The sequence below is a fragment of the Acinetobacter indicus genome (genome assembly GCF_009914475.1).
Lineage (GTDB): Bacteria > Pseudomonadota > Gammaproteobacteria > Pseudomonadales > Moraxellaceae > Acinetobacter > Acinetobacter indicus.
The window spans coordinates 2,280,425-2,306,466 of sequence record NZ_CP045198.1; the positions used below are offsets into that span (position 1 = coordinate 2,280,425).

Annotated in this window: 20 protein-coding genes; 6 read left to right on the forward strand and 14 right to left on the reverse strand. The window is 48.6% G+C overall.

Annotated features, from left to right (window positions below; genetic code table 11):
• Positions 1-51: 51 nt before the first annotated feature.
• Both GA693_RS11305 and GA693_RS11310 read right to left on the reverse strand, forming a co-directional pair.
• Positions 52-2,019, reverse strand: coding sequence for a BCCT family transporter (locus GA693_RS11305; RefSeq protein ID WP_160240873.1), 1,968 nt, complete (start codon positions 2,017-2,019; stop codon positions 52-54).
• A gap of 172 nt (positions 2,020-2,191) precedes the next feature.
• Complete coding sequence (locus tag GA693_RS11310) at positions 2,192-2,872, reverse strand: ion channel (RefSeq protein WP_160240871.1); 681 nt, start codon at positions 2,870-2,872, stop codon at positions 2,192-2,194.
• Between the two features lie 99 nt (positions 2,873-2,971).
• On the opposite strand from GA693_RS11310, the gene GA693_RS11315 reads away from it, so the two are divergent.
• Positions 2,972-3,901 carry a hypothetical protein gene (locus GA693_RS11315; RefSeq protein ID WP_160240870.1) on the forward strand — a complete coding sequence of 310 codons (930 nt, stop codon included), beginning with the start codon at positions 2,972-2,974 and terminating at the stop codon, positions 3,899-3,901.
• 42 nt (positions 3,902-3,943) lie between these two features.
• Here GA693_RS11315 and GA693_RS11320 read toward each other — a convergent pair whose 3' ends face one another.
• Positions 3,944-5,659: a cation acetate symporter gene (locus tag GA693_RS11320; RefSeq protein WP_075167300.1), complete on the reverse strand. Its 1,716-nt coding sequence runs from the start codon at positions 5,657-5,659 to the stop codon at positions 3,944-3,946.
• Position 5,660: 1 nt separating this feature from the next.
• Complete coding sequence (locus GA693_RS11325; RefSeq protein WP_005180745.1) at positions 5,661-5,993, reverse strand: DUF485 domain-containing protein; 333 nt, start codon at positions 5,991-5,993, stop codon at positions 5,661-5,663.
• 184 nt (positions 5,994-6,177) lie between these two features.
• Between GA693_RS11325 and GA693_RS11330 the strand changes: the two genes are divergently transcribed.
• Positions 6,178-9,666 (forward strand): hybrid sensor histidine kinase/response regulator, encoded by a 3,489-nt coding sequence (locus GA693_RS11330; RefSeq protein ID WP_005180746.1) that lies wholly within the window; start codon positions 6,178-6,180, stop codon positions 9,664-9,666.
• Between the two features lie 405 nt (positions 9,667-10,071).
• On the forward strand, positions 10,072-10,839 hold the full coding sequence (locus GA693_RS11335; protein WP_160240867.1) for a hypothetical protein: 768 nt from the start codon (positions 10,072-10,074) through the stop codon (positions 10,837-10,839).
• Positions 10,840-10,904: 65 nt separating this feature from the next.
• Here the strand turns inward: GA693_RS11335 and GA693_RS11340 are convergent, their stop codons facing one another.
• Entirely contained in the window at positions 10,905-11,555 is a 651-nt protein-coding gene (locus GA693_RS11340) for a response regulator (RefSeq protein ID WP_005180757.1), read from the reverse strand.
• Positions 11,556-11,930: 375 nt separating this feature from the next.
• On the opposite strand from GA693_RS11340, the gene msuE reads away from it, so the two are divergent.
• Complete coding sequence (msuE, locus tag GA693_RS11345) at positions 11,931-12,662, forward strand: FMN reductase (protein WP_075167298.1); 732 nt, start codon at positions 11,931-11,933, stop codon at positions 12,660-12,662.
• A 202-nt stretch (positions 12,663-12,864) separates the two neighbouring features.
• Here msuE and GA693_RS11350 read toward each other — a convergent pair whose 3' ends face one another.
• Both GA693_RS11350 and acs read right to left on the reverse strand, forming a co-directional pair.
• Positions 12,865-14,043, reverse strand: coding sequence for an acyl-CoA dehydrogenase family protein (locus GA693_RS11350; protein ID WP_160240865.1), 1,179 nt, complete (start codon positions 14,041-14,043; stop codon positions 12,865-12,867).
• Between the two features lie 136 nt (positions 14,044-14,179).
• On the reverse strand, positions 14,180-16,123 hold the full coding sequence (acs, locus tag GA693_RS11355) for an acetate--CoA ligase (RefSeq protein ID WP_104483887.1): 1,944 nt from the start codon (positions 16,121-16,123) through the stop codon (positions 14,180-14,182).
• A gap of 343 nt (positions 16,124-16,466) precedes the next feature.
• On the opposite strand from acs, the gene GA693_RS11360 reads away from it, so the two are divergent.
• Positions 16,467-17,438 (forward strand): mechanosensitive ion channel family protein, encoded by a 972-nt coding sequence (locus tag GA693_RS11360; protein WP_075167295.1) that lies wholly within the window; start codon positions 16,467-16,469, stop codon positions 17,436-17,438.
• Here the strand turns inward: GA693_RS11360 and GA693_RS11365 are convergent.
• The 5 genes from GA693_RS11365 to prfB all read right to left on the reverse strand — a co-directional run bounded on the left by GA693_RS11365 (position 17,424) and on the right by prfB (position 22,402).
• Positions 17,424-18,134 carry a 16S rRNA (uracil(1498)-N(3))-methyltransferase gene (locus GA693_RS11365; protein ID WP_104470770.1) on the reverse strand — a complete coding sequence of 237 codons (711 nt, stop codon included), beginning with the start codon at positions 18,132-18,134 and terminating at the stop codon, positions 17,424-17,426. The two genes, GA693_RS11360 and GA693_RS11365, sit on opposite strands and share 15 nt — an antisense overlap.
• Positions 18,135-18,328: 194 nt before the next feature.
• Positions 18,329-19,609, reverse strand: coding sequence for a 3-deoxy-D-manno-octulosonic acid transferase (locus GA693_RS11370; RefSeq protein ID WP_160240864.1), 1,281 nt, complete (start codon positions 19,607-19,609; stop codon positions 18,329-18,331).
• 106 nt (positions 19,610-19,715) lie between these two features.
• On the reverse strand, positions 19,716-20,795 hold the full coding sequence (locus GA693_RS11375; protein ID WP_160240862.1) for an alkene reductase: 1,080 nt from the start codon (positions 20,793-20,795) through the stop codon (positions 19,716-19,718).
• 45 nt (positions 20,796-20,840) lie between these two features.
• On the reverse strand, positions 20,841-21,140 hold the full coding sequence (locus tag GA693_RS11380; RefSeq protein WP_104489264.1) for an ArsR/SmtB family transcription factor: 300 nt from the start codon (positions 21,138-21,140) through the stop codon (positions 20,841-20,843).
• A 166-nt stretch (positions 21,141-21,306) separates the two neighbouring features.
• A protein-coding gene (gene prfB, locus GA693_RS11385) for a peptide chain release factor 2 (RefSeq protein WP_104470758.1) occupies positions 21,307-22,402 on the reverse strand; the annotation gives its coding sequence in 2 pieces (ribosomal slippage) (positions 21,307-22,329 and positions 22,331-22,402; 1,095 coding nt in all).
• Between the two features lie 444 nt (positions 22,403-22,846).
• Between prfB and GA693_RS11390 the strand changes: the two genes are divergently transcribed.
• The gene (locus GA693_RS11390) at positions 22,847-23,623 is read left to right on the forward strand and encodes a putative porin (protein WP_160240860.1); all 777 of its coding nucleotides are present in this window, start codon (positions 22,847-22,849) and stop codon (positions 23,621-23,623) included.
• 57 nt (positions 23,624-23,680) lie between these two features.
• On the opposite strand, the gene recJ is transcribed toward GA693_RS11390, so the two are convergent.
• Both recJ and pdxH read right to left on the reverse strand, forming a co-directional pair.
• Complete coding sequence (gene recJ / locus GA693_RS11395; RefSeq protein WP_160240858.1) at positions 23,681-25,384, reverse strand: single-stranded-DNA-specific exonuclease RecJ; 1,704 nt, start codon at positions 25,382-25,384, stop codon at positions 23,681-23,683.
• Positions 25,385-26,041 (reverse strand): pyridoxamine 5'-phosphate oxidase, encoded by a 657-nt coding sequence (gene pdxH, locus GA693_RS11400; RefSeq protein ID WP_005180791.1) that lies wholly within the window; start codon positions 26,039-26,041, stop codon positions 25,385-25,387.
• Between the last annotated feature and the right edge of the window lies 1 nt (position 26,042).

The window sequence follows — 26,042 nt, forward strand, 5'->3', positions numbered from 1 at the left end:
TGATGTAAAAAAGACGCTCTATGAGCGTCTTTTTTTGTTTGAAAGAAATGATTATTCCGGACTACGCACAATACTCAGGAAATATAAATGCCGTTCATATTGATCCAGAATATCCTGCAGTAAATCTTCCTGGGTCCAGTCCATCACATCGTAGTTCTGCCCGCCCTCTCTTAAAAATACCTCGGCCTGATAAAACGGTTCATCGGCCGTGACTTCTGGCATAAAGCTCGGCGGCACAGTTTCACGGGACACCACCTGATAAATAAAGTTAATCTCATGCTGATGATCGACCTTTAAACGCAGGCCATCTTCCAGCGAATCAATCGACACAGTCAGATGCCGCTTCTGGAATTCCTTTTGAATATTCTCAAAAGCCTGCTGTACCTGAACCTGAATATACTGTTCTACCTCAGCCTGGCTATGCGGATAATGCATGATCAGCCCCAGACGCTGTTGCCAGCTGCGTGGATTATGAATGGCGCGCGGCGTAATCCGCGCTTCCTGCAAGGCATTCATTTTGGTGACATCTAGCCGTAGGGCTTTGAGCAGGCCCCAGCACATCAGCAGCAGAATGAGGGTAAATGGCAAGGCACTCATAATGGTGGCCGACTGGAGCGCACTCAGGCCACCGGCCAATAGCAGGATAATCGCCAGCACCGCCATCAATACGGTCCAGAACAGCCGTTGCCAGACCGGAGAATGTTCCGTTTTTGCAGTGAGAAAATCTGTGACCAGCGCACCTGAATCTGCCGAAGTAACAAAAAACAGCATCACCAGCAGGGTCGCCAGCAGACTCATGATGGAGGCAAAAGGCAGATTACTTAAAAACTCAAACAGGGCCACCGAGGAGTCCTGCTGTACTGCGGTCATCAATTGCAGATTCGCTTCATGCAAAATGCTATACAGCGCGGCATTGCCCATAAAACCCATCCAGACCAGGGTAAAACCAGTCGGAATCAGCATTACTCCCACAATAAATTCACGGATACTGCGTCCTTTGGATACCCGGGCAATAAACAGTCCCACAAATGGCGACCAGGAGATCCACCAGGCCCAGTACATGATGGTCCAGCCCCCAATCCAGCCACTCGGTTGATAGGCATATAAATTGAAGGTCATATGAAACAGATTCGAGGCATACTGACCAATATTCTGAATGGTGGTTTGCAGCAGATAGATACTCGGCCCCGTTATAAATACAAATAACAGCAGCACCACCGCCAGCACCAGATTCAGCTCTGACAGCCGTTTAATACCTTTGTCCAGACCAAAAAACACCGATAAAGACGCCATGCTGCTGACCACAATAATCAGGATCATCTGGGTACTGGCGCTTTGCTCAATCCCGAATAAATAATTTAAGCCGGAATTGATCTGGGTCACACCAAAACCTAAAGTGGTGGCAATCCCGAAGACAGTGCCGAGCGTGGCAAAGGTATCAATCCCATCTCCGAGCGGGCCGTAAATTTTTGAGCCAATCAGCGGATACAGGGCCGAACGGACTTTTAGCGGCAGATTGTGCCGGTAAGCAAAATAAGCCAGTGCCAGCCCGACCAGCGCATAAATGGCCCAGGCATGAATGCCCCAGTGGAAAAAAGAAATGCGCATCGCCTGCTGCGCTGCCTGGATGGTGGCCGGCTCACCGACCGGTGGTGAAACATAGTGCATCACCGGTTCAGCCACGCCAAAGAACATCAGGCCAATGCCCATGCCGGCGGTAAACAACATTGCAAACCAGGAACCCTGATGATATTCCGGCTGGCTATGGTCCGGACCAAGCTTGATTTTACCCATATCGGACAGTGCTATATAAATCAGCAGAATCAGAAACACCGCCACCGACAGCACATAGAACCAGCTAAAAGAATCGGTAATCCACTGGTTCATGCGCTGGGTCAGCAGTTCAAAACTATTGGGCGCCAGCAGCACCACCGCCAGAAAAATCGCAATAACCGCGACCGTACTGATAAATACATTCGGATTGATATTGCCCCACCAGGGCAATTTTTCGGAAGGCATAACTCCCCCATTTTATTTTTAAAGATGATAGACAGACGCTTCAGGTCCGGGCAGCATTCACCGCAAAGGTGAACAAAAGATGAGTGTCGTGAGCTTAAACTCGCGCACAGCTTAGTCCTCTTGCAGCAGAAACACTATTGAACTGCTGTAACAAAATAGCCCAAGCCGATGATTAATCTTTGTTTCTGGGCAAATGACGAATGTATTGCAAGGCAATCAGCCGGGAAACAATTAAGGCCAGATACATCACCCCGCAAAACATTTGCAGCATGGCAATCACCCGTACTGCCGGACCAATCGGCATCAGGTCAGACAGGCCAGTGGCAGACTGCAGACTGAAACTCAGAAACAGCAGATCCAGCCAGCTTTGCAAATCCGGCTGGGTCGGATGATAAAAACTGGAAGGATCCAGAATCTGGCAAATGTTATAAACAAAGGCAAACGCCCAGGCAATTAAGGTGAATACCGCGCCGGCGGCAAACAGTTCATCGCGGGTTAGATAACGGTCTTCAAACATATAACGCAGCAAACCATAGGCCGCACTTAAATAGGCCGCGGCTTCAAAGGCATGACTAATCACCAGCACGGTCGGGTTGTTAACCCCCAGCACAATCAGCAGAGAAAAGAACAAGGCGCCCGTAACAAAGCTCAGCCCTAAAAAAGTAAACATCGGGGTCTGGCGAATGACTTTGGCAATTAACAGCAATACCACCACACCCAGCATCCAGATCAGCACGCGATAGGTGGTATGATGACTGAGCAGCGACAACACGAGAATAAAAAACTGCATTAACAGCAGCCAGGCCGAAGGCAACAGCCGGAATCCTTTCCATAAATCAATGAATGCTTGCATGGGCACATCCTGGGTATCTTGGTGTAATGCGGACATCACTTTCTTTTTTGTTCTGATTACCATAGCATGCTTAAAAGCGCAGACAGATCACTCCTTTGTATGAAAATTACAGAAAAAGTACGTCAAGAAATCACCCAGATTGAATTCCGGGATGACCTTTCTCAGGATAAAAAAATTGCCAAAATCACCCATCTGGCCTGTGCCACCTGTGCCGGTGTCGCCATTCAGCCCCTGCCTTTTGCCGATATTCTGATTCTGACACCCTTACAAGGCTACTTTGCCAGCCGGATTGCTGCCATTCACGGCATTAAACTGACCGACAATGAAGCGCTGGACTGGGTCAAGGAGCTGATCGGGCTGGTATCGACGGTTAAAGGCATGTTGCATGATATGGAGTTTGTACGGCTGGACCATGAAGATGGCGACAGTCTGTATGCCGCGTATCTGGACCAGCACGACCATACCGATTTTGATGTGCTTCTGGCCGATCAGCACAGCGGCGAAAGCTGGCAACTGCAACTAAAAGCCATCGAAGGTACTGGCACCGGCAAAGACTGGATTGCTGCCCCTCCTGAAGAAATGTTGCTTGCCACTGAAGAAATCGCGGCACAGTTGGGTCTGGAAAGTTCTGGTCTCAGCACCAAAGAGCTGACCCAGAGCGTGGAAGATGCGATTGATGTGATTGTCACCGCCAAAGACCCGAATGATGAACATTTCTGGGACTACTTTCCGGCCATCTCCGTGGCCAGTGTTTCACTGGCGATTTATGAACTGTTCCGGCGCTATCAGCAGCAGGAAATCAGCTGGTCAGAATTTAAATGGATGGCGGCCAAAGTATCTGGCATCAAGGTCAGTAAAATTGCCTTTATTGGTCTGCTGTTGGGTCTACCGGTGGTCGGTCAGGTCACGGGTGCCTACCTGGTCGCCAAGCTGTTACTGAATGCCAAAGCCACCTGGTTTGAAAAAGAATCAGCGCTATATCGCAAACTACAGGCCTACTGGGCCAGCAAGCAAAAACCGCAGCCATAAAAAAGCCCCTTGCGGGGCTTTTTTTAGGCATATCTGCTCATCTTAGTGATCAGATGCACCTGAGATACCAATACCGGTTTGTGAGCGGACAAACTGTGCATCGAATGCTTTACGTTCCGCTTGTGCTTGTGCAGAGTTATCGGTAATCGAGAACAACCAGCAGCAGAAGAATGACAATGGCATTGCGAAGATTGCAGGACCGTTAAATGGCACCACTGGTGTATCAGAAATTGCCAGCGTATCGACCCAAACTGCTTTCGACAATACGATCAGCACGACAGCAGACACCAGACCAGCAACACCACCAATCACTGCACCACGTGTAGTTAAACCTTTCCAGAACATCGACAGAACCAGTACCGGGAAGTTCGCACATGCCGCTACCGAGAATGCCAGACCCACCATGAAGGCAACGTTTTGTTTCTCGAACAGAATACCCAGAATCATCGCGAAGATCGCTAAACCTAAAGTTGCGATTTTAGACATGCGCAGTTCAGATTCAGGTGTAGTTTGACCTTTCTTGAATACGTTGGCATACAAGTCGTGAGAGATTGCTGAAGCACCTGACAGGGTCAGACCGGCAACCACCGCAAGAATTGTGGCGAATGCAACCGCTGAAATGAAGCCCATGAACAGGTCGCCACCGACTGCATCAGACAGGTGTACCGCTGCCATGTTGTTACCACCCACCAGCTCAAGTTTGCCAGTGACTGCCATTTTCGCGACATCCAGGAATTGCGGGTTGTTGGCCACATACAGGATCGCACCGAAACCAATGATGAAGGTTAACAGGTAGAAGTAACCAATAAAGCCGGTTGCAACCACAACAGATTTACGTGCTTCTTTGGCATCTTTTACCGTGAAGAAACGCATCAGGATGTGTGGCAGACCTGCAGTACCGAACATTAATGCCAGACCCAGTGAGATCGCATCAATCGGGTTAGATGCCAGGCTACCTGGACCCATGATATTGGCTGCATCAGCCAGGCTCAGGTCATGTACCTTCGAGAACACCTGAATTGATTGTTCAAACATATTGGTGAAGCTGAAGCCCACGCCTTTCATTACCATGAAGGCCATGAACGTTGCACCAGACAGTAACAGTACCGCTTTAATGATCTGTACCCAGGTCGTTGCCAGCATGCCGCCGAACATAACGTAAGCCATCATCAATAATCCAACCAGCACAACTGCGATGTTATAGTTCAGACCGAACAGCAGTTTGATCAGCTGACCTGCACCCACCATCTGTGCAATCAGATAGAACGCGACGACGACTAGCGAGCTGAATGCCGCCAGGGTACGTACCGGTTTTTCTGATAAACGGAAGGAAACTACGTCAGACAGGTTGTATTTACCCAGGTTACGTAAACGTTCTGCAATCAGGAACAATACGATTGGCCAGCCCACCATGAAGCCCAGTGAATACAGCAAGCCGTCGAAGCCTGACATAAACACCATGGCGGAAATACCCAGGAAAGACGCAGCCGACATATAGTCACCGGCAATGGCCAGACCGTTTTGGAAACCTGAAATACCACCACCGGCAGTATAGAAGTCTTTGGTATTGGTGGTTTGTTTCGCCGCCCATTTGGTAATGAACAGGGTCGCACCCACAAAGATCAGGAACATGATAATTGCAGGCCAGTTGGTGGCTTGTTGTTCTGCTGCGCCCAGATCAGGTGCGGCAAAAGCCATACCTGACATCATCAACGCAGAAGCTGCAGCAGCTTGCGCCTTCAATGAAGTCCATTTCATCTTAGTCTTGTCCTTTTTGTTGTGCAATTGCTTCTACTTCACGCATTGCTTCTTCATTCAGTTGATCCAGCTTGTTATTCGCAATATAGGAATACACTGCACACAAAATGAAAGATAACACGATGATGCCCAGACCCAGTGGAATACCCCAGGTCGTCACGCCACCAGAAATGGAAGATAATAGAAACTCTTTGTTATAGCCAACTAACAACATGAAGCCGACATAAACGATTAACATGATTGCGGTAAGCGTCCAGCTAAGATTACGCTTTTTTGCAACCATTTCTTTGAATTTTGGATTGTGTAGAATTCGATCTACTTGAGCCTCATCCATAGTTTTACTCCTTGAAACGCCCAGCCTTAGGCGTAATTTTTAATTCGAATTATATTCATGATGAAAACTAACAAGTTTGTAGGGTGCTTGTAATTTAGACTTTGGTCGTTAAATTTTGAGCAATTCAAACTGATGCGTTCACGAATAGAGTATTATAACGCGAGATAAATACACCGCGGGTATTATGAACAGCTGGCTGATTATCGGGGTGTTAGCCCTTTATATTGCATTACTTTTTATTTGTGCATTTTTTGGTGAAAAACATGCGAGCCGCCTCAGTACGCGCGGTCGTATGCTGCTGTTCAGTCTGACCTTGGGCGTCTACTGTTCATCCTGGACCTTTTACGGGGCCACTGGTGCAGCGGTGCGTGAAGGCATTATCTTCCTGCCGATCTATTTAGGGCCGCTCTTGTTCGTGGCGGTTGGCTATGACATCTGGCGCCGTTTGGGCCGGGTCCGGCAACATCATGCCATTTCCTCGATTGCCGACTTCGTGGCAGCGCGATATGGCAAAAGTGGTGCCCTGGCCTCGCTGGTGACCATTCTGGCAGTCATTGCAATTATTCCCTATCTGGCCCTGCAGTTACGCGCAATTGCCTTAAGTGCTGCCGTAATTCTGGATCAGACCACCCATGTCGAAAGTACCACCAATGGTGTACTGTTTTTAACCGCGCTGCTGGCAATTCTGGCGATGCTGTTTGGCACCCGGCAAATTGCCAACACCGAACAGCACGGCGGTTTAATGCTGGCGGTGGCGTTTGAATCTTTCGTCAAGCTGTTTGCCCTGCTCTGTGTGGCCGGTTTCTTTGTCTTTGAATCGGCCGATAACCTGAAACAGATCAGCAATGATGTGGCCCAGACCTTCCATGAAGTGCAGCTGTTGGGCGTACCGGAAACTTTCTGGGTGCAAACCCTGCTGGCCGCACTGGCGATTATCTGCTTGCCACGCCAGTTCCACGTGGCGGTGGTCGAATTACGCGATGAAAAACATATTCGCGGGGCACGGCGCTGGTTTGCCGTTTATCTGATTTTAACCACCATCGCGATTATTCCAATTGCCAGCTGGGCCTTACATGCCGCGCCGCAATATCTGATGATTCCGGATGTCGCGGTGCTGTCCTTACCGCTCAGCTATAATCAGGAATGGCTGACCTTACTGGCCTTCCTGGGTGGTTTTTCGGCTTCAACCGGGATGTTGCTGGTGTCTTCAGTGGCGCTGTCGATCATGCTCAGTAATGACCTGATCATGCCGGCGCTGTGGCGCTCGGGCCTGATTTCGCGTCATGACAAACGGTTGCCACTGGTGCTGAAATTCACCCGCCGCATCTGTATTCTGGCGGTGATGCTGCTTGGCTTCCTGTTCTTCCATTTCTTTAATGATATTGACCAGCTTTCGGTCTTCGGTTTACTGGCCTTTAGTGCGGTAGCGCAGTTCTCCCCTGCCCTGATTGGCGGGCTGTACTGGCGCGGCGGCAGTAAACAGGGCGTCTATGCCGGCCTGATTGTCGGTTTTATCATGTGGGCCTATACCCTGCTCTGGCCAACGGTTTTACGCAGTCTGCCAGAACAGTTCTCGGCGATTACCCAGTATTATTTAACTGTGGGGCCATTTGGTATTAATGGCTTACGTCCGGAAGCGCTGTTAGGTTTTGAATCATTTGCGCCGCTGACACATGGTGTGGTCTGGTCACTTGGTCTGAACCTATTGCTGTATGTCTGGGTATCGCGCATATTCCGCCCGAGTGTGGCTGAACAGATTCAGGCTGAAAGTTTCTTCTACTATGAAACCAAGCCGCTGCCATCACACACCACCAGCAATGAAGTCAGCTATTCGCATCAGGATGTGGCGCGTTTAAAAGTCGGTGACCTGATTACGCTGGCCAAACGCATTACCGGCGATGAGCCAACCATGCAGGCCTTCCGGCAGTTCAGTGAACAGAATAATGTGGTGCTGAATGAAAACAGCAATGCCAACGGCATGTGGTGGCGTTTTACCGAACAGTACCTGGCCGGCACCATTGGCGCGGCATCGGCGCGAACCCTGCTCACCACGGCGATGGTCAACAATGGTCTGGCGCTAGGTCAGGTCGCCAATATTCTTGACCAGGCCTCCCAATGGCAGCGCTTTAACCAGAACCTGATCATGACCATGATCGACCACATGACCCAGGGGGTGAGCGTGGTCGATGAAAACATGTGTCTGGTGGCCTGGAACAATCAATATCTGAAACTGTTTGATTATCCAAAAGATATTGTCTATGTCGGCTGTCCAATTGCCGACCTGATCCGCTATAACGCCGAGCGCGGCGAATGTGGCCCGGGCTCGGTGGAAGAACACGTGCGTAAACGGATTCACTGGATGAAAGTCGGCAGTGCGCATGAGTTTGAACGTATCCGTAAAGATGGCCGCGTGATTCAAATGCGCGGTAATCCGATTGAAGGCGGTGGCTTCGTGACCACCTTTGCCGATATTACCGCCTTCCGTGAAAATGAAGCGGTCCTTGAAGCACGCGTGCAGGATCGTACCCAGCAATTGGCCGATGCCCTGGCCGAACAGCAGCTGGCGCGCGAACAGGCCGATAAAGCCAATATGTCCAAGAGCCGCTTTATTGCCGCGGCCAGTCATGACCTATTACAGCCGATGCACGCAGCCCGTCTGTTCAGTACCGCGCTAGAGCAAAGCATCCAGTCGGATGATGACCGCAAAACCTTGCAGCAGCTGGATCGTGCCCTGCATGGCGCTGAAAGTATGCTGTCTGCGCTGCTGGATATTGCCCGTTTAGAAGGCGGCACCATTCAGCCGAAACGTCAGCCTTATCCACTGCATGACCTGCTCAGTGATCTGGAACTGCAATTTAAATCCATTGCCGCGCAGCGGGGCATCCAGTTTGCCGTGCATGATGCCCAGTTCTGGATTGACACCGATCCGCAATGGATTCGCCGGATTATCCAAAACTTTGTCAGCAATGCACTGCGTTATACCGCCAAAGGCAAAGTCGTGGTCGGGGTATTACGTTCTGCACAGCGTCCGCAGCATATCCGCATCGGGGTCTGGGATACCGGTCCCGGCATTGCCGAAGAACAGCGCATTAAACTGTTCCAGGAATTTGAACGTTGCGGCCATACCTCGCCGTGGGGTGAACAGGGTCTGGGCCTCGGTCTGGCCATTGTGCAGCGTATGACCAGCCTGCTGGATTATCCGGTCTATGTCTATTCCACTCTCGGACAGGGCTCCTGCTTCATGATTGAAGTACCGGTGGTGGATGCACCTAAAGCCGTGGCTGCACCGGTTCAGGCCGTACCGCTGAAAACCAAGGCCTATAAAATTCTGTGTCTGGATAATGATGAAACCATTTTAGAAGGCATGGCGACCTTATTGGGCAAATGGGGCTATCAGGTCTTTAAAGCCACCGAACCGGAACAGGCCCTGGAGATTATCCAGCAGGAAAATATTCAGGTCTGGCTGGTCGATCAGCATTTAAATAACAATAAAGTCGGTCTGGACTTTATTCTGGCCAACCGTCAGGAAAATGTACCAGTGGCATTAATTACCGCCGATTCGGATCCGGAATTACCGCAGCGTCTAAAAGAGCTGAATATCGTGTTGCTGAAAAAACCGCTGAAACCGGCCTCCTTGCGAGCCTGGTTATCCGGTCTGAAAATTTCAGCTTAGGCTGACATATTTTGAAACCTCTTTGCGGCTTCGGTAACAAAGAGGTTTTGTATTTTGGGCCTGAAAATGGCGATTTATTGCAGCCCGCTAGGCAAAACTGCTCAAAACAGGCGCTATCTGCCTGACAGCTATTGGCAGAAAATTCCATTGAATTATTTACTATGGCAAAGGCTATCAAAAATCTCAGTGTACAGCTGTACACCTGGTTACAAAATTTTAATCTTATGATTTTTAAAATTATTTTTTGATTAAAAAATACACATTAGACTTTAGTCGTATATCTGATATGTAGCAATACGCGCATAAAAAAGACATTAAAAAGAAAAGATCAGTGTTTAGTCTGGAGATGAGCCCCTGAACGTCCTGTCCGGAGCTGATCATCATCCAGCCTAGAGGAGTTTTTTGATGAGTCTTTCAAGCGCAGTACAGCAAGGTCATGAGCAGAACCAACAGTTTCACCGTCAGTATGGCGCCAATGCCCTGTTGCCGGCCATCGACTGGAAAACCCTGTTTCAGCACAGCAAATTAGAACATGCGCATATTGAAGCCCTGAATACCATTTATCAAACCGCTGTACCGCTGGCCTTACAGGTCTTTGATGAACTGCATTTTGATGTATTTAGTCCGGCAGCCTATAAACCACAAGGACTGGGCCTGTTTGAAAAACTGTCTGAACAGGAACAGAAACTGCTGCGTTCGCTGGAAACTGAATGTGACTGTCTTGGTGCCACCACCCGTCACCAGATCTGGAGCATGCTGCTGCGCGGTGGTGCGGTCCTGGTATTTAAAGCCTGGCTCGGCAAAGTCAAAACCGATAAAACCGAACTCGATACCAGCCAGTTTGATGAACTGTCCGATTTACTATTTATCAAAACCCCGCCGCATGAACTGGCACAGCGTTTAGGTGTGGATATTCATTCCCATGAAGATCATATCTTCCTGATGTATGGCAATGATGTCTATTTGGACCGTTTTAACAGTCTGGAAACTGCCGCGCTATTTGTCGATTTAGGCGTCTATGATCCGGCATTTTTAAGCCTGCGCGATAACCGTATTGCCGACTACTTAAAATCTCAGGACTATGTGACTCAGGAACAGATTGATGAATTGCAATGCGCTTTGAATCCGCTGTTCTGTACCGATGCCACACCGAAACAGGATTGTCTGGCTTAAGCCTTAGCCGATCTGCAAAACAAAAAGGACATCATTTGATGTCCTTTTTATATATTTTTCAATATTTAGATTTTCTTTTCTTCAATATTCAGCGCATTAATCGCCAATACCGCCTGGGTACGGTTTTGTACGCCCAGTTTACGGAAAATCGCCGTCACGTGTGCCTTAATGGTCGCTTCAGAAACATCCAGTTCATAGGCAATCTGTTTATTCAGCAAGCCTTCAGCCACCATCATCAACACACGGAACTGCTGCGGCGTTAAGGACTGAATCCGCTCTGCCAGTGCAGTTTCATCGGCAGCACGCGGGTCAAAATTGACATTGGCCGGCAGGTTTGGCGGTAACCAGATTTCCCCTTCCAGCACCTGACGAATCGCTTCGCCAATATGGCTTGGGTGGGCAGATTTTGGAATATAGCCCATGGCACCGTGCGCAATGGCACGCTGGATAATCGACACTTCTTCATGTGCCGACACCACAATAATCGGAATTGAAGGATATTGTGCACGCACATGCACCAGCGCCGAGAAACCCGAAGCGCCTGGCAAGTTTAAATCGAGGAGAACAAGATCAGGTTCAGGTCCTTTTTCTAAACGTTCATAGAATTCATTGACTGCAGCAGTTTCATGAATTTGAGCTTGCGGTAAGCTATAGCGTACAGCCTGAATTAAAGCATGACGAAACAGCGGATGATCATCAACGATTAAAATATTCATAAGTGACGTGAGAGATCTTGTGCACAATGGCTCCTATTCTACCCATACAAATGCGGTTAAGGATATGCAAGAGTGAACTATTTTTGGCTTAAACGAGATTTTTTGTCCGATTATTCATATTTTCTTACATTTTCTTAAATCTGAGATAGGAAATCTGATTTTGATATAACATTTATCAGCCTGATTCAGATGCTTATCTGAGTCGCATATAAGTATAAATTTCAATTATTTATTTCATTAAATTTGGTTATTAATTGCTCATTTTAAAGTTATCTGAAAAACAGATAACTTTTCTGTATTTGCTTATTTTACAGGGTAATTCAACTATTGATTAATAACAGACATTCCGAGATCAACCACAATTCAGGTAAGCCTATGTCTGTTTTCAATTCAACCAAACCGCTCAATATTGTCGCAGTATCGGGCGGCTTAAATCATCCGTCTAAAACCGAAGCTTTGGTGCAAGCCATTATTGATGAACTGGGCGAAGCCACCCCGATTCAGGTGCATTTTATTAAATTCAGTGAAATTGCCCCTTTGCTGGGCGGTGCCATTTACCGCAAGCAGTTACCACAGCGCGTGCAGGATGATCTGGCTGCCGTTGAAGCAGCGGATGCATTAATTGTCGGTACACCGGTATATCGCGCCTCCTTTACCGGTCTATTCAAACATTTCTTTGATTTTGTCGAACAGACTGCGCTGGTAGATGTACCGGTATTACTGGCGGCATCGGGGGGTAGTGACCGCCATGCCTTGGTACTGGAGCATCAGCTGCGTCCGTTATTCAGCTTTTTCCAGGCGCAAACCTTGCCTATTGGTGTCTATGCCACAGATCGTGACTTTACCCCGGAATACACCATCCATAGCGAGGCCCTGCGTGACCGGATTACGTTGGCTGTGGCACGCGCCCTGCCCATTCTGGAATGGGCACCGGCCAAAGGCCAGCGCGCCGAAGTGGTGAAAAGTAAAACCCAGCAGGCCAACCAGAACCTGGGCATTAATAAACAGATTGAGCAGGATGAAGTACTACCTTCTGCTGCAGTACCTAGTCTGGATGCAGCAGAATCGCGTCTGCATCAGAACAAGGTCAAACCTCAAGTGGCGTAATCTGCTGACCCGCTGGTATCCCCTTCTTCCGAGTGTAGTCTTGGCCATTGATCCTGCGGATTCAGGCTTGCAGCGAAACATCGCTGCAATGCCGGATCAAATAAACACAACAACAGGCCCCTTATTTTTCCCTCAAGACTCGGCTTGAGGGATTTTTTCATTTTATCTGACTCAATGAAATGAGAATGAAGCGGTTTTAGTCCTAAGAATAAAAACTGAGATCTGGCACTTTGCCAGTCAGCACCCATTCGCCCAGTTCCTGATATTTATAATCTACCGGATCATGCAGGGTCTGAGTACGCACATTGCGCCAGAAACGGTCCAGATTCAGCTGGGCGGTGGTGGCCCGTGCGCCCATTACCTGAAACATCTGCTCGGTAATATATAAAGAGGTATTGGTCGAGGCAATTTTGGCCGTAGCAATGGCCACCGCTACTTCACCGCGCTGTTCAGCCGTGAGTTCCGGTCCGATGCGCCAAGCCTGCTGCACACTCTGCACGGCTTTATCTGCCAAAAGCCGGACACTTTCTAGCTGCAGATAAAACTCGGCGCAATGCCGTTGAATAAACGGGTCATCCACCGCCTGCTCGACCCGAGATTTGGACCAGGCTTTTTGACCTTGCACTCTCTGAATCGCTGTTTCAAATGCCCCTTCGGCCACACCCAAAAACAGATGCACAAAAATCAGTTGTGCAATTAGCGGCCGCAAACTGGCATAAGGCGTACTTAGCGGTCCGGGATTCAGCAGCAATTCATGTTGATGAACACGCACCTGTTCAAAATGGGTCGTGCCGCTATCGGTCTGGCGCTGTCCCATATTGTGCCAGTCACCCAGAAAATGGACACCACTCCGGGTACTCGGAATCACCGCAATCAAAAGCCTGCCGGTCGCATCATAACCGGAACAGAGCAACAGGTCTGAATCGACCGAACCGGAGCAGAAGCTTTTATCGCCCTGAAACAGATATTCAGAATCTGCAACCGGTGTGACCGTGGTACGCCGATCCAGCGGATTCAGGGCATTGCCCCAAAACAGCTGCTGCTGAACTGTCTGTTGCAACCAGTGCTGATATTGTGCGGGCTGGGCGAACAGCTGCACGGTGGCAATCAGTAAATGATGAAATGCATAGACATGCGCCAAGGAGCTGTCCGCTTGTGCCAAAATCTGGACCGTTTTAAATATAGTCGACCAGGCGGCACCCTGCCCGCCATATTCTGTCGGAATTGATAAACTCAGCAAACCGCTACGGCGAATCAGATCACGCTCTGCTTTGGGATTACCGCCCTGCCGGTCACGTTCAGCAGCGGTCTGGGCAAACTGGCGGGCCAGTTGCCGGGCAATTTCAAGCGGGTCTAAAACAGTGGCCGTAGTCGGGTTCATCTGAAAATCATATCCTTGATCAATCGTAATACTGTGGGTGGAGCGGGCTGTTGTGCTCGCTTCTGGTCTATCTATGCTACACGGCTTTCAGCATAAAAATACCGCCTGCGAGAGGCGGTATTTTAATATTTATTTTTTAACGGCTGGCTTGCACCGTGGCAATCAGCTGATCCACCACTTGCGGTTCCGCCAGGGTCGAAGTATCGCCCAGACTATCCAGCTCATTGGCGGCAATTTTTCTCAAGATCCGGCGCATGATTTTACCGGAACGGGTTTTTGGTAAGGCCGGTGCCCAATGCAGCGCATCTGGAGTGGCCACCGGTCCCAGATTTTTCCGGACCCAGTTGACCAGTTCGGTACGCAGCTCATCACTTTCTGTCACGCCGGCTTGCAAGGTAACAAAGGTACAAATGCCCTGACCTTTAATATCATGCGGCATGCCCACCACCGCGGCTTCGGCCACCGCATCATGTGCCACCAGCGCACTTTCAATTTCAGCCGTGCCTAGGCGGTGTCCGGAAATATTCAGGACATCATCGACCCGGCCGGTAATCCAGTAATAGCCATCTTTATCGCGGCGCGCGCCATCTCCGGTAAAGTAACTGCCCGGATAGGTGGCAAAATAGGCTTCAATAAAGCGAGCCGGATCGCCCCAGATGGTGCGCATTTGCCCTGGCCAGGAATCCTTGATAATCAGGTTACCTTCGGCTTCACCTTCCAGCTCATTACCTTCAGCATCGACCAGGGCCGGTTGTACCCCAAACAGCGGACGCGTGGCCGAGCCCGGTTTCAGTGGCGTTGCGCCCGGCAGCGGCGACATCAGAATCCCGCCGGTTTCGGTTTGCCACCAGGTATCCACAATTGGGCAGCGGCTTTCACCAACCACGGTGTAGTACCAGTTCCAGGCTTCCGGGTTAATCGGTTCACCAACCGAACCAAGCAGACGTAGACTGCTGCGGTCACTTTCCCGTACAAAGCTGTCGCCTTCACGCATCATGGCGCGAATCGCAGTGGGTGCGGTATATAAAATCGTGACGTTGTGTTTATCAATCAAATGCCCGGTGCGCGCCCAGGTCGGATATTGCGGCACCCCTTCAAACATCACTGTGGTGGTGCCATTCGATAATGGCCCGTAAATTACATAGGAGTGCCCGGTCACCCAGCCGACATCGGCGGTACACCAGAACACATCATCCTGTTTAATATCAAACACTTCACGGAAGGTACTGTTGACATAAGTCAGATAACCGCCGGTGGTGTGCAGCACCCCTTTCGGCTTACCGGTCGAGCCGGAAGTATATAAAATAAATAACGGGTCTTCGGCATTCATTGGCTCAGGCGGGCAAATTTCATTGACCGTCATGATTTCCATGTGATACCACAGGTCACGCCCGGCTTTCATTTCAATCGGGTTACCGGTCCGGTGGACCACAATCACGTTTTGCACCGACTCGGTACCGGCCACAGTAAGGGCCTGATCGACATTGGCCTTTAAATAAATCGGCTTGCCGCCGCGCATGGCCGAATCTGCGGTAATCACCAGTTTGGCCTGACTGTCTTCAATCCGGCTGGCCAGCGAATCTGGAGAGAATCCACCAAACACCACACAATGCACCGCGCCAATCCGGGCACAGGCCAGCATGGCAATGGCAGCCTCGGACACCATTGGCATATACAGCACTACGCGGTCGCCTTTGGTGACGCCATTTTTCTTCAGCACATTGGCAAAGCGGCAGGTTTCATCGTACAGCTCACGGTAGGAAATAATTTTATGCCGTGAAGGATGGTCACCTTCCCAGATAATTGCCGGTTTATAAGGATGTTCTTTTAAATGCCGGTCCAGACAGTTGGCACTGACATTGAGCTGGCCATCGGCAAACCATTCAATCTTGAAATTGTCCGGATCAAAATTGGTATTTTTGACCTGGGTAAACGGTTTAATCCAGTCCAGACGCTTGGCCTGCTCGGCCCAGAACTCGTCGGGTTGTTCAATGGATTGCTGATAACGTTCGAAATATTCTGCCTCGTTGGTACGCGCAGTTTTCTTAAACTCTTCGGGTACAGGATAGATCTCATTCATATTATACTTCCTTGATCTTCTCTCATCTCATCACGAGATGTATGCCACATTCTTGATTTTTTATTTCTGCATATCAGCAGTATGACGCTTATTTTTTCTCCACCACAATCATGCTTTGGTCGTAGCGATTGATTTAATTTTAAGCACAGATACACCAGCAGATTCAATGTCTTTGCCGTACTTTTCAGTATAAAAGCGGTAGCTTTATCTATAAAAACCACCCGCTTGTAGCCAAAACCGCAGTGTACTTTGCAAAAATCGGCAGCGCGCTTGCAGAATGTTTATTAAAATCCGGGCGGATTTCAGGCAAAATACGATTTTATTGCTGAGGACTGGCAGATTCGTGGCCGAAGAAAAAACCCAACTGGGCGAAGTCACCCAAGAAACTTCCGAGCTGATTCAACAGGCCACGGAAAAAACCACCCAGAAAGTCATTGAACATACCCATAAATACAATGATGCCTATTCTGCTATTGATAAAATCATGGAAGGGTTCTGGGAGCGTGTGCCCTATTTCCTGATCGCGCTTGGCGTGATTCTGATTTTCTGGCTGATTGCCCAGCTGTTTAAGTTTTTTGTGAAAAAAACCTTATCCAACCGCAGTTATACCCGGCAGAATCTGGTGCTGGTACTGAACCGGGTCGGCAGTTCGGTGATTATCTTCTTCGGGTTCTTAATTGGTCTGGTGATTGCCATTCCCGGCTTTACCCCGGGCCAGCTGATGAGCGCCCTCGGGATTGGTTCGGTTGCCATTGGCTTTGCCTTTAAGGATATTTTCCAGAACCTGCTTTCCGGCGTGCTGATTTTACTGGGTGAGCCCTTTAAGATTGGCGACAGCATTCTGGTGAATGGACTGGAAGGTACGGTCGAAGATATCCAGATTCGCGCCACCTTTTTACGCTCAGCTGATGGTCGCCGCATTGTAATTCCCAATGCCACGGTCTATACCAGCGCCATTACCGTCAATACTGCCTTTCCACGCCGCCGCTGCGAATTTGTGGTCGGCATTGGCTATGAAGATGACATTCAGAAAGCCAAAGATCTGGTGATGTGCATTCTGAAACGTGACCCGACCATTCTGACCCAGCCGGAATTTAGCGTTAATGTCGATGCGCTGGCCAATTTCTCGGTCAATTTACGCGTGCAATGGTGGATTAATACCAGCGAAACCAATAGCGCGGCATCTATCAGTAAAATTCAGGAAGAAGTCATTCAAAGCTTTGCCGAACAGGGCATTTCCATTCCTTACCCGGTGCAGGAAGTGAAAGTCTATCGCGGTGATCCATCGGTGGCAGACAGCTCAGAGGCTAAATAAACGTCCCAGCACATACGGAATCACGGTTTCCGTGCGGATAATCCGGTTGCCCAGACTCACCGCCTGGCAGCCGTTGTGTATCAAAAGATCGACCTCATAAGGAATAAAACCACCTTCCGGCCCAATCACAATGCTACAGGGATGCTGAATCGCGGCAGGCATGCGCATCTCTGCATAGGGATGTGCCACATAGGCAGGACAATCGGCGCTAATCAGACCCGGTAAAACATCTTCAACAAAGGGTTTAAAGCGTTTGTACAGTTCAACTTTTGGTGCAATGGTATCGCCAGCCTGCTCCAGCCCCAGTTCAATATAATGCTCCAGCTGCTGTAAAAATGGCGTCTGCCAGTAGCTTTTATCGACCCGATAGCTATGGATCAGGATAATTTTTTCCACCCCGACCGTGACTGCATCCATAATTAAACGGCGCAGCACTTTCGGACGTGGTAAAGCCACAATTAACGTCACTGGCAATTTTGCTGGCACAGCTTCTTCTTTTAACGGTTTTAGACGAACTGTTTTGTCTGTAATTTCGATAATTTCCGTGAGATACCGTTTGCCTTCACGAATCCCAACTTTCAGTGTATCACCAACCTGAATATCCAGATGCTGTTGCAAATGCGCTAACTGCCGCGTTGAACTAATCGACCACAGTTCAGATTCAGTTTGGCGAGGATCAAGAAGGACAATATTCATAAAAAAAATAACTCAACAAATCCATCACTGGATAGGCGGAAACGTCATCCACAACGGTCCGAGGCAGGACTCCTTTTTCCAAACTAAAGTAAAAGAAGAAGAGTTCCTGGCATTAAATCGATAAAGAGAAGGCTCAGTTTTAATCTGATCTCGTAAATCCATGAAAATCAGCTTCTTTACCCATCAGAATATCATCAAAGATATTGATCAATCACCGAAATATGCTTTGCCAGTGAACCCTGATTCTGCCGCATAATCTTTTGTGCTGCAGTATTTAAAGTCAGTGCTTTGGAGGAATCCGATAAGATCTCCAGCATGGTCTGTGCCGCTTGTTCAGCATTCTCTACCACCACCACCGCTTGAGCGTCGAGAAACTCATCAACAATGGTCTGAAAATTAAAATAATTCTTGCCCAGAATGGTCGGCACATGCAGCGCAATCGGCTCCAGAATATTGTGTCCACCGCCCGGTTCATTTAAAGAACCGCCGACATAACAAGCTTGGCTAAGTGCATACCATAGCCACATCTCACCCATTGAATCTGCCAGATAAATCTGGGTATCCGCTTCAATTTTCTGTCCCAGGCTACGGCGTTGGGTGCGCAAACCCAAAGCCTGTGCCGCGTGAAAGACCTCATCAAAACGTTCCGGATGGCGCGGCACCACAATACAGACCAGCGCCGGATCTGCCATCAGGGCTGGTTTTAACGCGGCCAGCACATCTTTTTCTTCTGGAGCATGGGTGCTGGCCAGTGTGATCACTTTACGGCCTGCCAGCTGCCAGTCCTGCTGCAACATGTTGGCCTGTTCAATAAAGGCCGGCGGCGCACTAATATCAAACTTGATACTACCCACCACCTGAGTCTGTTCAGCAACTGCACCCAGTGCTACAAAGCGGCTATGTGAGGCCTGATCTTGCACCAACAGCTGCGTCAAACCCTGCAACATCGCCCGGGTCAGGCCGGAGACTTTGGCATAGCCTTTGGCCGATTTTTCGGACAGACGCGCATTCAGCAACAGGCACGGCACATGGAAGTTTTGGGCCTGATCAATCAGGTTCGGCCACAGCTCGGTTTCCATTAACAGCAATAATTTCGGCTGATATTTCTGATAAAAATCCCGAATCAGATGTTTCTGGTCGGCTGGCAAATACACTGCCTGAAACAGCGCCTCATGCGGTGCTTTCAGAAAGAGAGATTTAGCGCGTGCCTGTCCGGTTTTGGTGGTGTTGGTGACCAGCACCGGATGACCGGCTTTTAAATAATGTTCAATTAAAGGCTGGGCCGCGTTGGTTTCTCCCACCGAGACCACATGAAACCAGATCGCCTGCAGATTTTTCGGCGGCTGAAATGGCCCGAAACGCTCTACAATTTCCTGCTGATACTGCGCTTCACTCTCGGCCCGCTTTTTAATACGCGACCGATACAACGGTTTTAGAACAGATAACGCTGCGTTATACCAAAACGGAGTAGCCAAAGAGATGCCTCAAACTGATTTTTTGCCCTGAGAATATAACAGAGCCCTATCCGCATGTTAATGGATATGGCTCCAAATAAAAAAGCAAAGCAACAACGCGGCTGCTTTAGTCGGCATTCACCACGCTTTCAGCCAGAGTTGGATAATCGGTATAGCCTGCTGCACCCTGCACCCCAATCATGGTTTCCAGCTGCAAATCATTTAGCGGTGCATCATCCAGCAGACGTTCATATAAATCCGGGTTGGCAATATAAGCCTTACCAAAAGACACGGCATCGGCTTTGCCTGAAGCCAGCAGTGCAATCGCATCGGCACGGCTTAAACGCATATTGGCAATGTAGGGAACACCACCTGAACGCTGTTTCATATACTCGGAAATACTGTCTTCTGCCAAATATTCACGGGTAAAGAAAAACGCGATCTGACGTTTACCCAATTCCTGCATCACATAGCCAAATGTTTCACGTGGATCATCATCGCCCATATCATGCTCATCACCGCGCGGTGCAAGGTGTACACCCACACGACCGGCACCCCAGACCTCAATCAAGGCATCCACCACTTCCAGCAAGAAACGGGCACGGTTTTCAACTGAACCGCCATACTGATCTTCACGCTGGTTGGTCTTGCTTTGCAGGAACTGGTCAATTAAATAGCCATTGGCCGCGTGCAGTTCTACCCCGTCAAAACCGGCGTCTTTGGCACGTATCGCTGCCTGTTTATATTGCTCGGTAATCACGTGAATTTCAGCAATTTCTAGCGGACGTGGCAGCACATAAGGACGTTTTGGACGCAGCAAGCTGACATGACCAGCCTGTTGCACAGCGCTGGCAGACACCGGCGTTTCGCCTTGAAGTAAATCGGGATGCGACACCCGGCCCACATGCCATAACTGCGCCACAATTAAACTGCCGCGCTCATGCACTGCATGGGTGACCCGCTTCCAGCCTTCAACCTGAGCATCGCTAAACAGGCCCGGAGTATTTAAATAGCCATTGGCTTCTTCAGAAATGACTGTGGCTTCAGAAATAATCAGACCGGCGCTGGCACGCTGGGCATAATATTCCGCCATTAATGCCGTCGGAACGCGATCATCCGTAGCCCGACTACGGGTTAAGGGTGCCATCACCACACGATTTTTTAACTGGAGTTGACCCAGGGTTAAGGGAGTATTCAGTTCTGCCATAGATGCCTCTGTAGCTGCACGCGACCAAACAGATGCTGTTTTGTCTTAGAGTGAGCTTTCTAAAAATTCAATATATTGCTGAATCAGGGCTTCGTTGCGGGAGAAATAGGACCATTGACCATGTTTTTCAGCCTGAATTAAACCGGCCTGCTGTAACACAGATAAATGATTGGACATGGTTGACTGCGACACCTTACCGAGTTTTTCGATATTGCCGGCACAGACGCCACGTTGAAAGCCGCCGCACTGCTCTTCTGACAAAAACTGTTCCGGATGTTTTAACCAGAGCAAGATTTGTCGGCGCGTCGGATTGGCTAAGGCTTTAAAAATTAAATCAATATCCATAATTCAGGCACGTCGCATCAGGCTGTGTTCAAGGAACGCAACAAAGCACTATTCAGTGTTCTTATCCAATATATCGTATTTTTTCGATTTATATATCGATTTTTTTAGATATATTAGTTTTACACTGCTAGTGCCTTGTTGTTGATACTTTCTTATTGCCAGCGGCTTAAAGCCCCTGCTTTAAGCTCGCTTCAATAAATTTGTCCAGATCACCGTCCAGCACTGCACCTGTGTTGGAGTTTTCGACACCGGTACGCAGGTCTTTAATCCGCGAGTCATCCAATACATAAGAACGGATCTGGCTGCCCCAGCCGATATCTGACTTGGAATCTTCAAGCGCTTGCGCAGCTTCGTTACGTTTGTTCATCTCCAGTTCATAGAGTTTGGCACGTAACTGTTTCCAGGCATGGTCACGGTTGGCATGTTGTGAACGCTGGTTCTGACAGGCCACCACAATACCGGTTGGAATGTGGGTTAAACGCACGGCAGAGTCAGTTTTGTTAATGTGCTGACCACCCGCACCTGAAGCACGATAGGTATCGGTACGGACATCTGACGGATTGATTTCAATTTCAATATTGTCATCTACTTCAGGTGAAACGAACACTGCAGAGAATGACGTATGACGGCGGTTACCCGAGTCAAATGGTGACTTACGCACCAAACGATGGACACCCGATTCAGTCCGCAACCAGCCATAAGCATACTCGCCTTCTACACGAATAGTCGCAGATTTAATCCCGGCCACATCACCGTCTGATTCTTCCATCAGCTCGGCCTTAAAGCCATGACGCTCAATCCAGCGCATATACATACGCAGTAGCATTGAAGCCCAGTCTTGTGCTTCGGTACCGCCAGAACCGGCCTGAATTTCGACATAGCACGGATTCGGGTCCATTGGATTGTTAAACATCCGGCGGAATTCAAGTTTTGCCAGCTCTTCTTCAGCGGCGCTCAATTCGGCCTGCACATCTTCCAGCATGGCTTCTTCATCGGCTTCCACCGCCAGATCCAGCATTGCCTGCGCATCTTCGAGCTGTGTTGCCAGACCGTCTAATACATTCAGGACGTTCTCAAGCTCGCCTTTTTCTTTGGCCATGGCTTGGGCGCGGTTCTGGTCATTCCAAATGGCAGGGTCTTCCAATTCACGGAGAACTTCTTCTAAACGCTCTTTTTTAAGATCGTAGTCAAAGATACCCCCGTAGTGTTTGACCACGTTCGTTCAAGTCTTTTAATTGGTTTAGATAAGGATTAATTTCCACGTAAATTCTCTCAATTAACAATGAAGCTCAATAACCAATAATTGTAGCACAGACCTGTTCAGGCATTGCCACCCTGCAGCTATTTCCAGCACAACTTTTCTAGACATAAATAGCCAGCCAATCCCTACGCATATTCAGCTTAAATTTGCCTGAAATATTTAGATCTACAATTTCCATTTACTCTAGCGTTGAAGGAGATCTGACACATATTTGATGGTTTTATAGTCAATATTTAGAAAATTCACAAAATCTACATAGTCTTAATAAAACAAAACATTAATTATTTTATATTATTTATCAATATCTTAAAATTAATCAATTACACAATATTACAGCTGAAACAATGCGGTAACTTTTGCTGGATTGACCAAAATTTTATTTGGCCTAGACTGAAGTTGTAACAAAAAATTAAACAGTCAACCTGATTTCAGAGGGGTAAGATCCATGAAAAAACTAGCAATTGCTTCAGCACTTTTATCTGTATTCGCAGTCGCAGGTACAGCACATGCATACCAAGCTGAAATTGGTGCTTCTGCAGGATTAATTGATCCAGATCATGGCGGCACAAGTGGTTCTTTTGGTGTAGATGGTACCTATTACTTTAACCCTGTTCAAACGCGTAATGCGCCTTTGGCAGAAGCAGCCTTCCTTGATCGTGCCAGCAACGTAAATGCCAAATACCAATATGACGAACTCGGTAATGATGAACGTCATCAATATGGTGTAGGTGCAGAGTACTTTGTACCTAATTCGGACTTTTACTTGAGCGGTAATGTCGGACGTGATGACATTAAATTTGACAGAGGTGGCGATTTTGATACCACTGTATATGGTGCAGAAGTAGGTTATCTGCCAGCACCTGGTTTATTAATTGCTGCAGGTGTGAAAGGTTGGGATACCGATGAAGATGATGGTGTAGATCCAACTTTACGTGCTAAATACGTGACCACGTTGTCTAATGGTAAAGACATCAATTTAGAAGCAGGCGCTGCATTTGGTGATCTAGATGAATACAATCTAGCAGCAGACTACTTCATTGATAAAACCCTAAGCGTAGGTGTTGATTATTACAGCAACGACATCAATGATCGTGATGAGTTTGGTGTGAGTGCACGTAAATTCTTTACTCCACAAGTGAGCTTAGAGGGTCGTGTAGGCTTTGGTGAACAATTCAACAATGACTACAACAGCTTTGGCTTAGCGGCAAAATATCGCTTCTAATCCCTCACATTAAAAGCAAAAAAATCCGCTCAAATTTGAGCGGATTTTTTATTTGGATTACTGCTCCAAATGCACAATCTGCAACTGCAAACTCACATTGCCATTAAACACATTGCGCTCTAATTCATAAACCAAACGCACATCATCCAGCATCGGGTTAAATTCAAATTTATCTTTGGCACCAAACGCGATCGCATCAATCACCTGCCCATTTTCCAAAGCCACGCGTAATTTAAGATGTACATCTTTGAGCCAACGATAATCCACAATCTGAAATTGCCCCTCAAAAATTGGCGGTGGAAATTTCTGCCCCCACGGCGCCAAGTGCTGCAAGGTATGCACAGTTTCTAAATGAAAATCCTCTACCGGCAATTCGCCATCGGTCCATAAGGTGGCCTGAAACAGCTCAGGGTCCATGCTGGCAATCAGCTGTTCAAAAATCTGCCTAAATTCCTGAAAATGAGCTTTTTGAATGGTCAGTCCGGCCGCAGCCGCATGTCCGCCAAAATGGCTGACCAGATGCGGATACTGCTCGGCTACCTGTTCAATCGCATCACGGATATGAATACCATCAATGGAACGTGCCGACCCTTTAATATGAATACCATCTTCATCGGCCGCAAACACAATACTCGGGCGATGGAACTGTTCTTTCAGCCGACCTGCGACAATACCAATCACCCCTTGATGCCAGTGCGGCTCAAACATGATTAAGGCCGCAGGCAGTTCGCTAGCATCGAGCTGGATTTTTTCCAGTTCCTGCAATGCTTCCTGCTTGATCTGCCCTTCAACCTGACGACGCTCTACATTTAACTGGTTTAACTGTTCAGCGAAGCGATAAGCAGTTTGTGCATCATTGGCCAGCAGACATTCAATACCAATATCCATGGTTTCCATTCGGCCCGCGGCATTAATCCGTGGTCCCAACACAAAACCTAAATCCTGGGCTTTTAGGCTGGCTGCCTCTCGTCCGGCTATATCCAGCAGTGCTGAAATTCCCGGCCGACACAGATGTTGCTGGATTTTTTTCAGTCCGGCATCCACCAGAATACGGTTGTTATAGTCCAGACTGGCCACATCGGCATAGGTGCCCAAGGCCACCAGATCCAGATATTGGGTCAGATTGGAACTGGATTTGCCTTGTTTTTTACGATAGCTGGACAGGTTGGCCAAGACATAAAATGCCACCCCGACGCCAGCCAGCGCTTTACTCGGAAATTCGCAGCCGAGCTGGTTCGGATTGACGACGGCATCCGCCGCTGGTGTAGCTTTGGTGGTCAGGTGATGGTCGGTAATAATAACCTGCATACCATGTGCTTGCGCCCGTTCCACGCCGGCATGACTGGAAATACCATTATCAACGGTAATTAATAAATCAGGCTGAAAACGGGTAAAGGCCAGATCGGCAATTGCCGGGGTCAGGCCATACCCATATTTAAACCGGTCCGGCACCAGATACTGCACTTTGGCACCCAATTCACGCAAGGCCAGTACCATTAAGGCGGTACTAGTGGCACCATCGGCATCATAATCACCGACAATGACAATCTCTTTGTGCTCGTCAATGGCCTGATCCAGAAGCTGAATGGCCTGATCCAGCCCTTTCATGGTCGGCGCCAGCAAGTGTTTCAGCTTCAGTTCCAGTTCCTGCTCGGATTGCACACCACGTCGCGCCAAAATCTGGGCAATCAACGGCGTCACGCCCTGAAAACTTTCAGGGCGTGTCAGAAAAGGTCGTTGTTTAATCTGTATATTCGACATTTAAGGCATCAGTCGTTGCAGTGTCCATGCCCCATCGGTTTTTTCATAACTTAAACGGTCATGTAAACGATTCGGGCGCCCCTGCCAAAATTCATAATAATCCGGTTCCAGACGATAACCGCCCCAGAATTCCGGCTTGCTCAGTACATCCTGCTCACCCACCTGGGCAGCAAGCTGTGCAAAACGCTGTTGCAACGCTTCACGGCTGGCAATCACACCACTTTGCGGGGTACTGATATGCGCCGCAATCTGGCTGTCACGTGGACGCTTGTTATAGTACAGATGCGACTCTTCCTCCGGAATTTTACTCACCCGGCCGCTAACCCGAATCTGGCGTTCCAGTTCCGGCCAGTAAAACAGCAATTCCGCATAAGGATTTTCCAGTAAGTCGGTGCCTTTCTGGCTGTCATAGTTGGTATAAAAGTCATAACCAAGTTCGGTTGCACCGCGTAGTAGCACGGTACGCACATGCGGACGGCCCTGCGCATTGGCTGTGGCCAAAGACATGGCATAGGGTTCATGCAGTTTGATTTCCAGTGCATGATTAAACCAGTTTAAGAACTGCTGATGTGGATCAGCCAAAGCGGCTGACTCATGCAGCTCGCCTTTTTGATAGCTTAAACGTAATTCACTTAAGTCTTTAATTAAATCAGACATC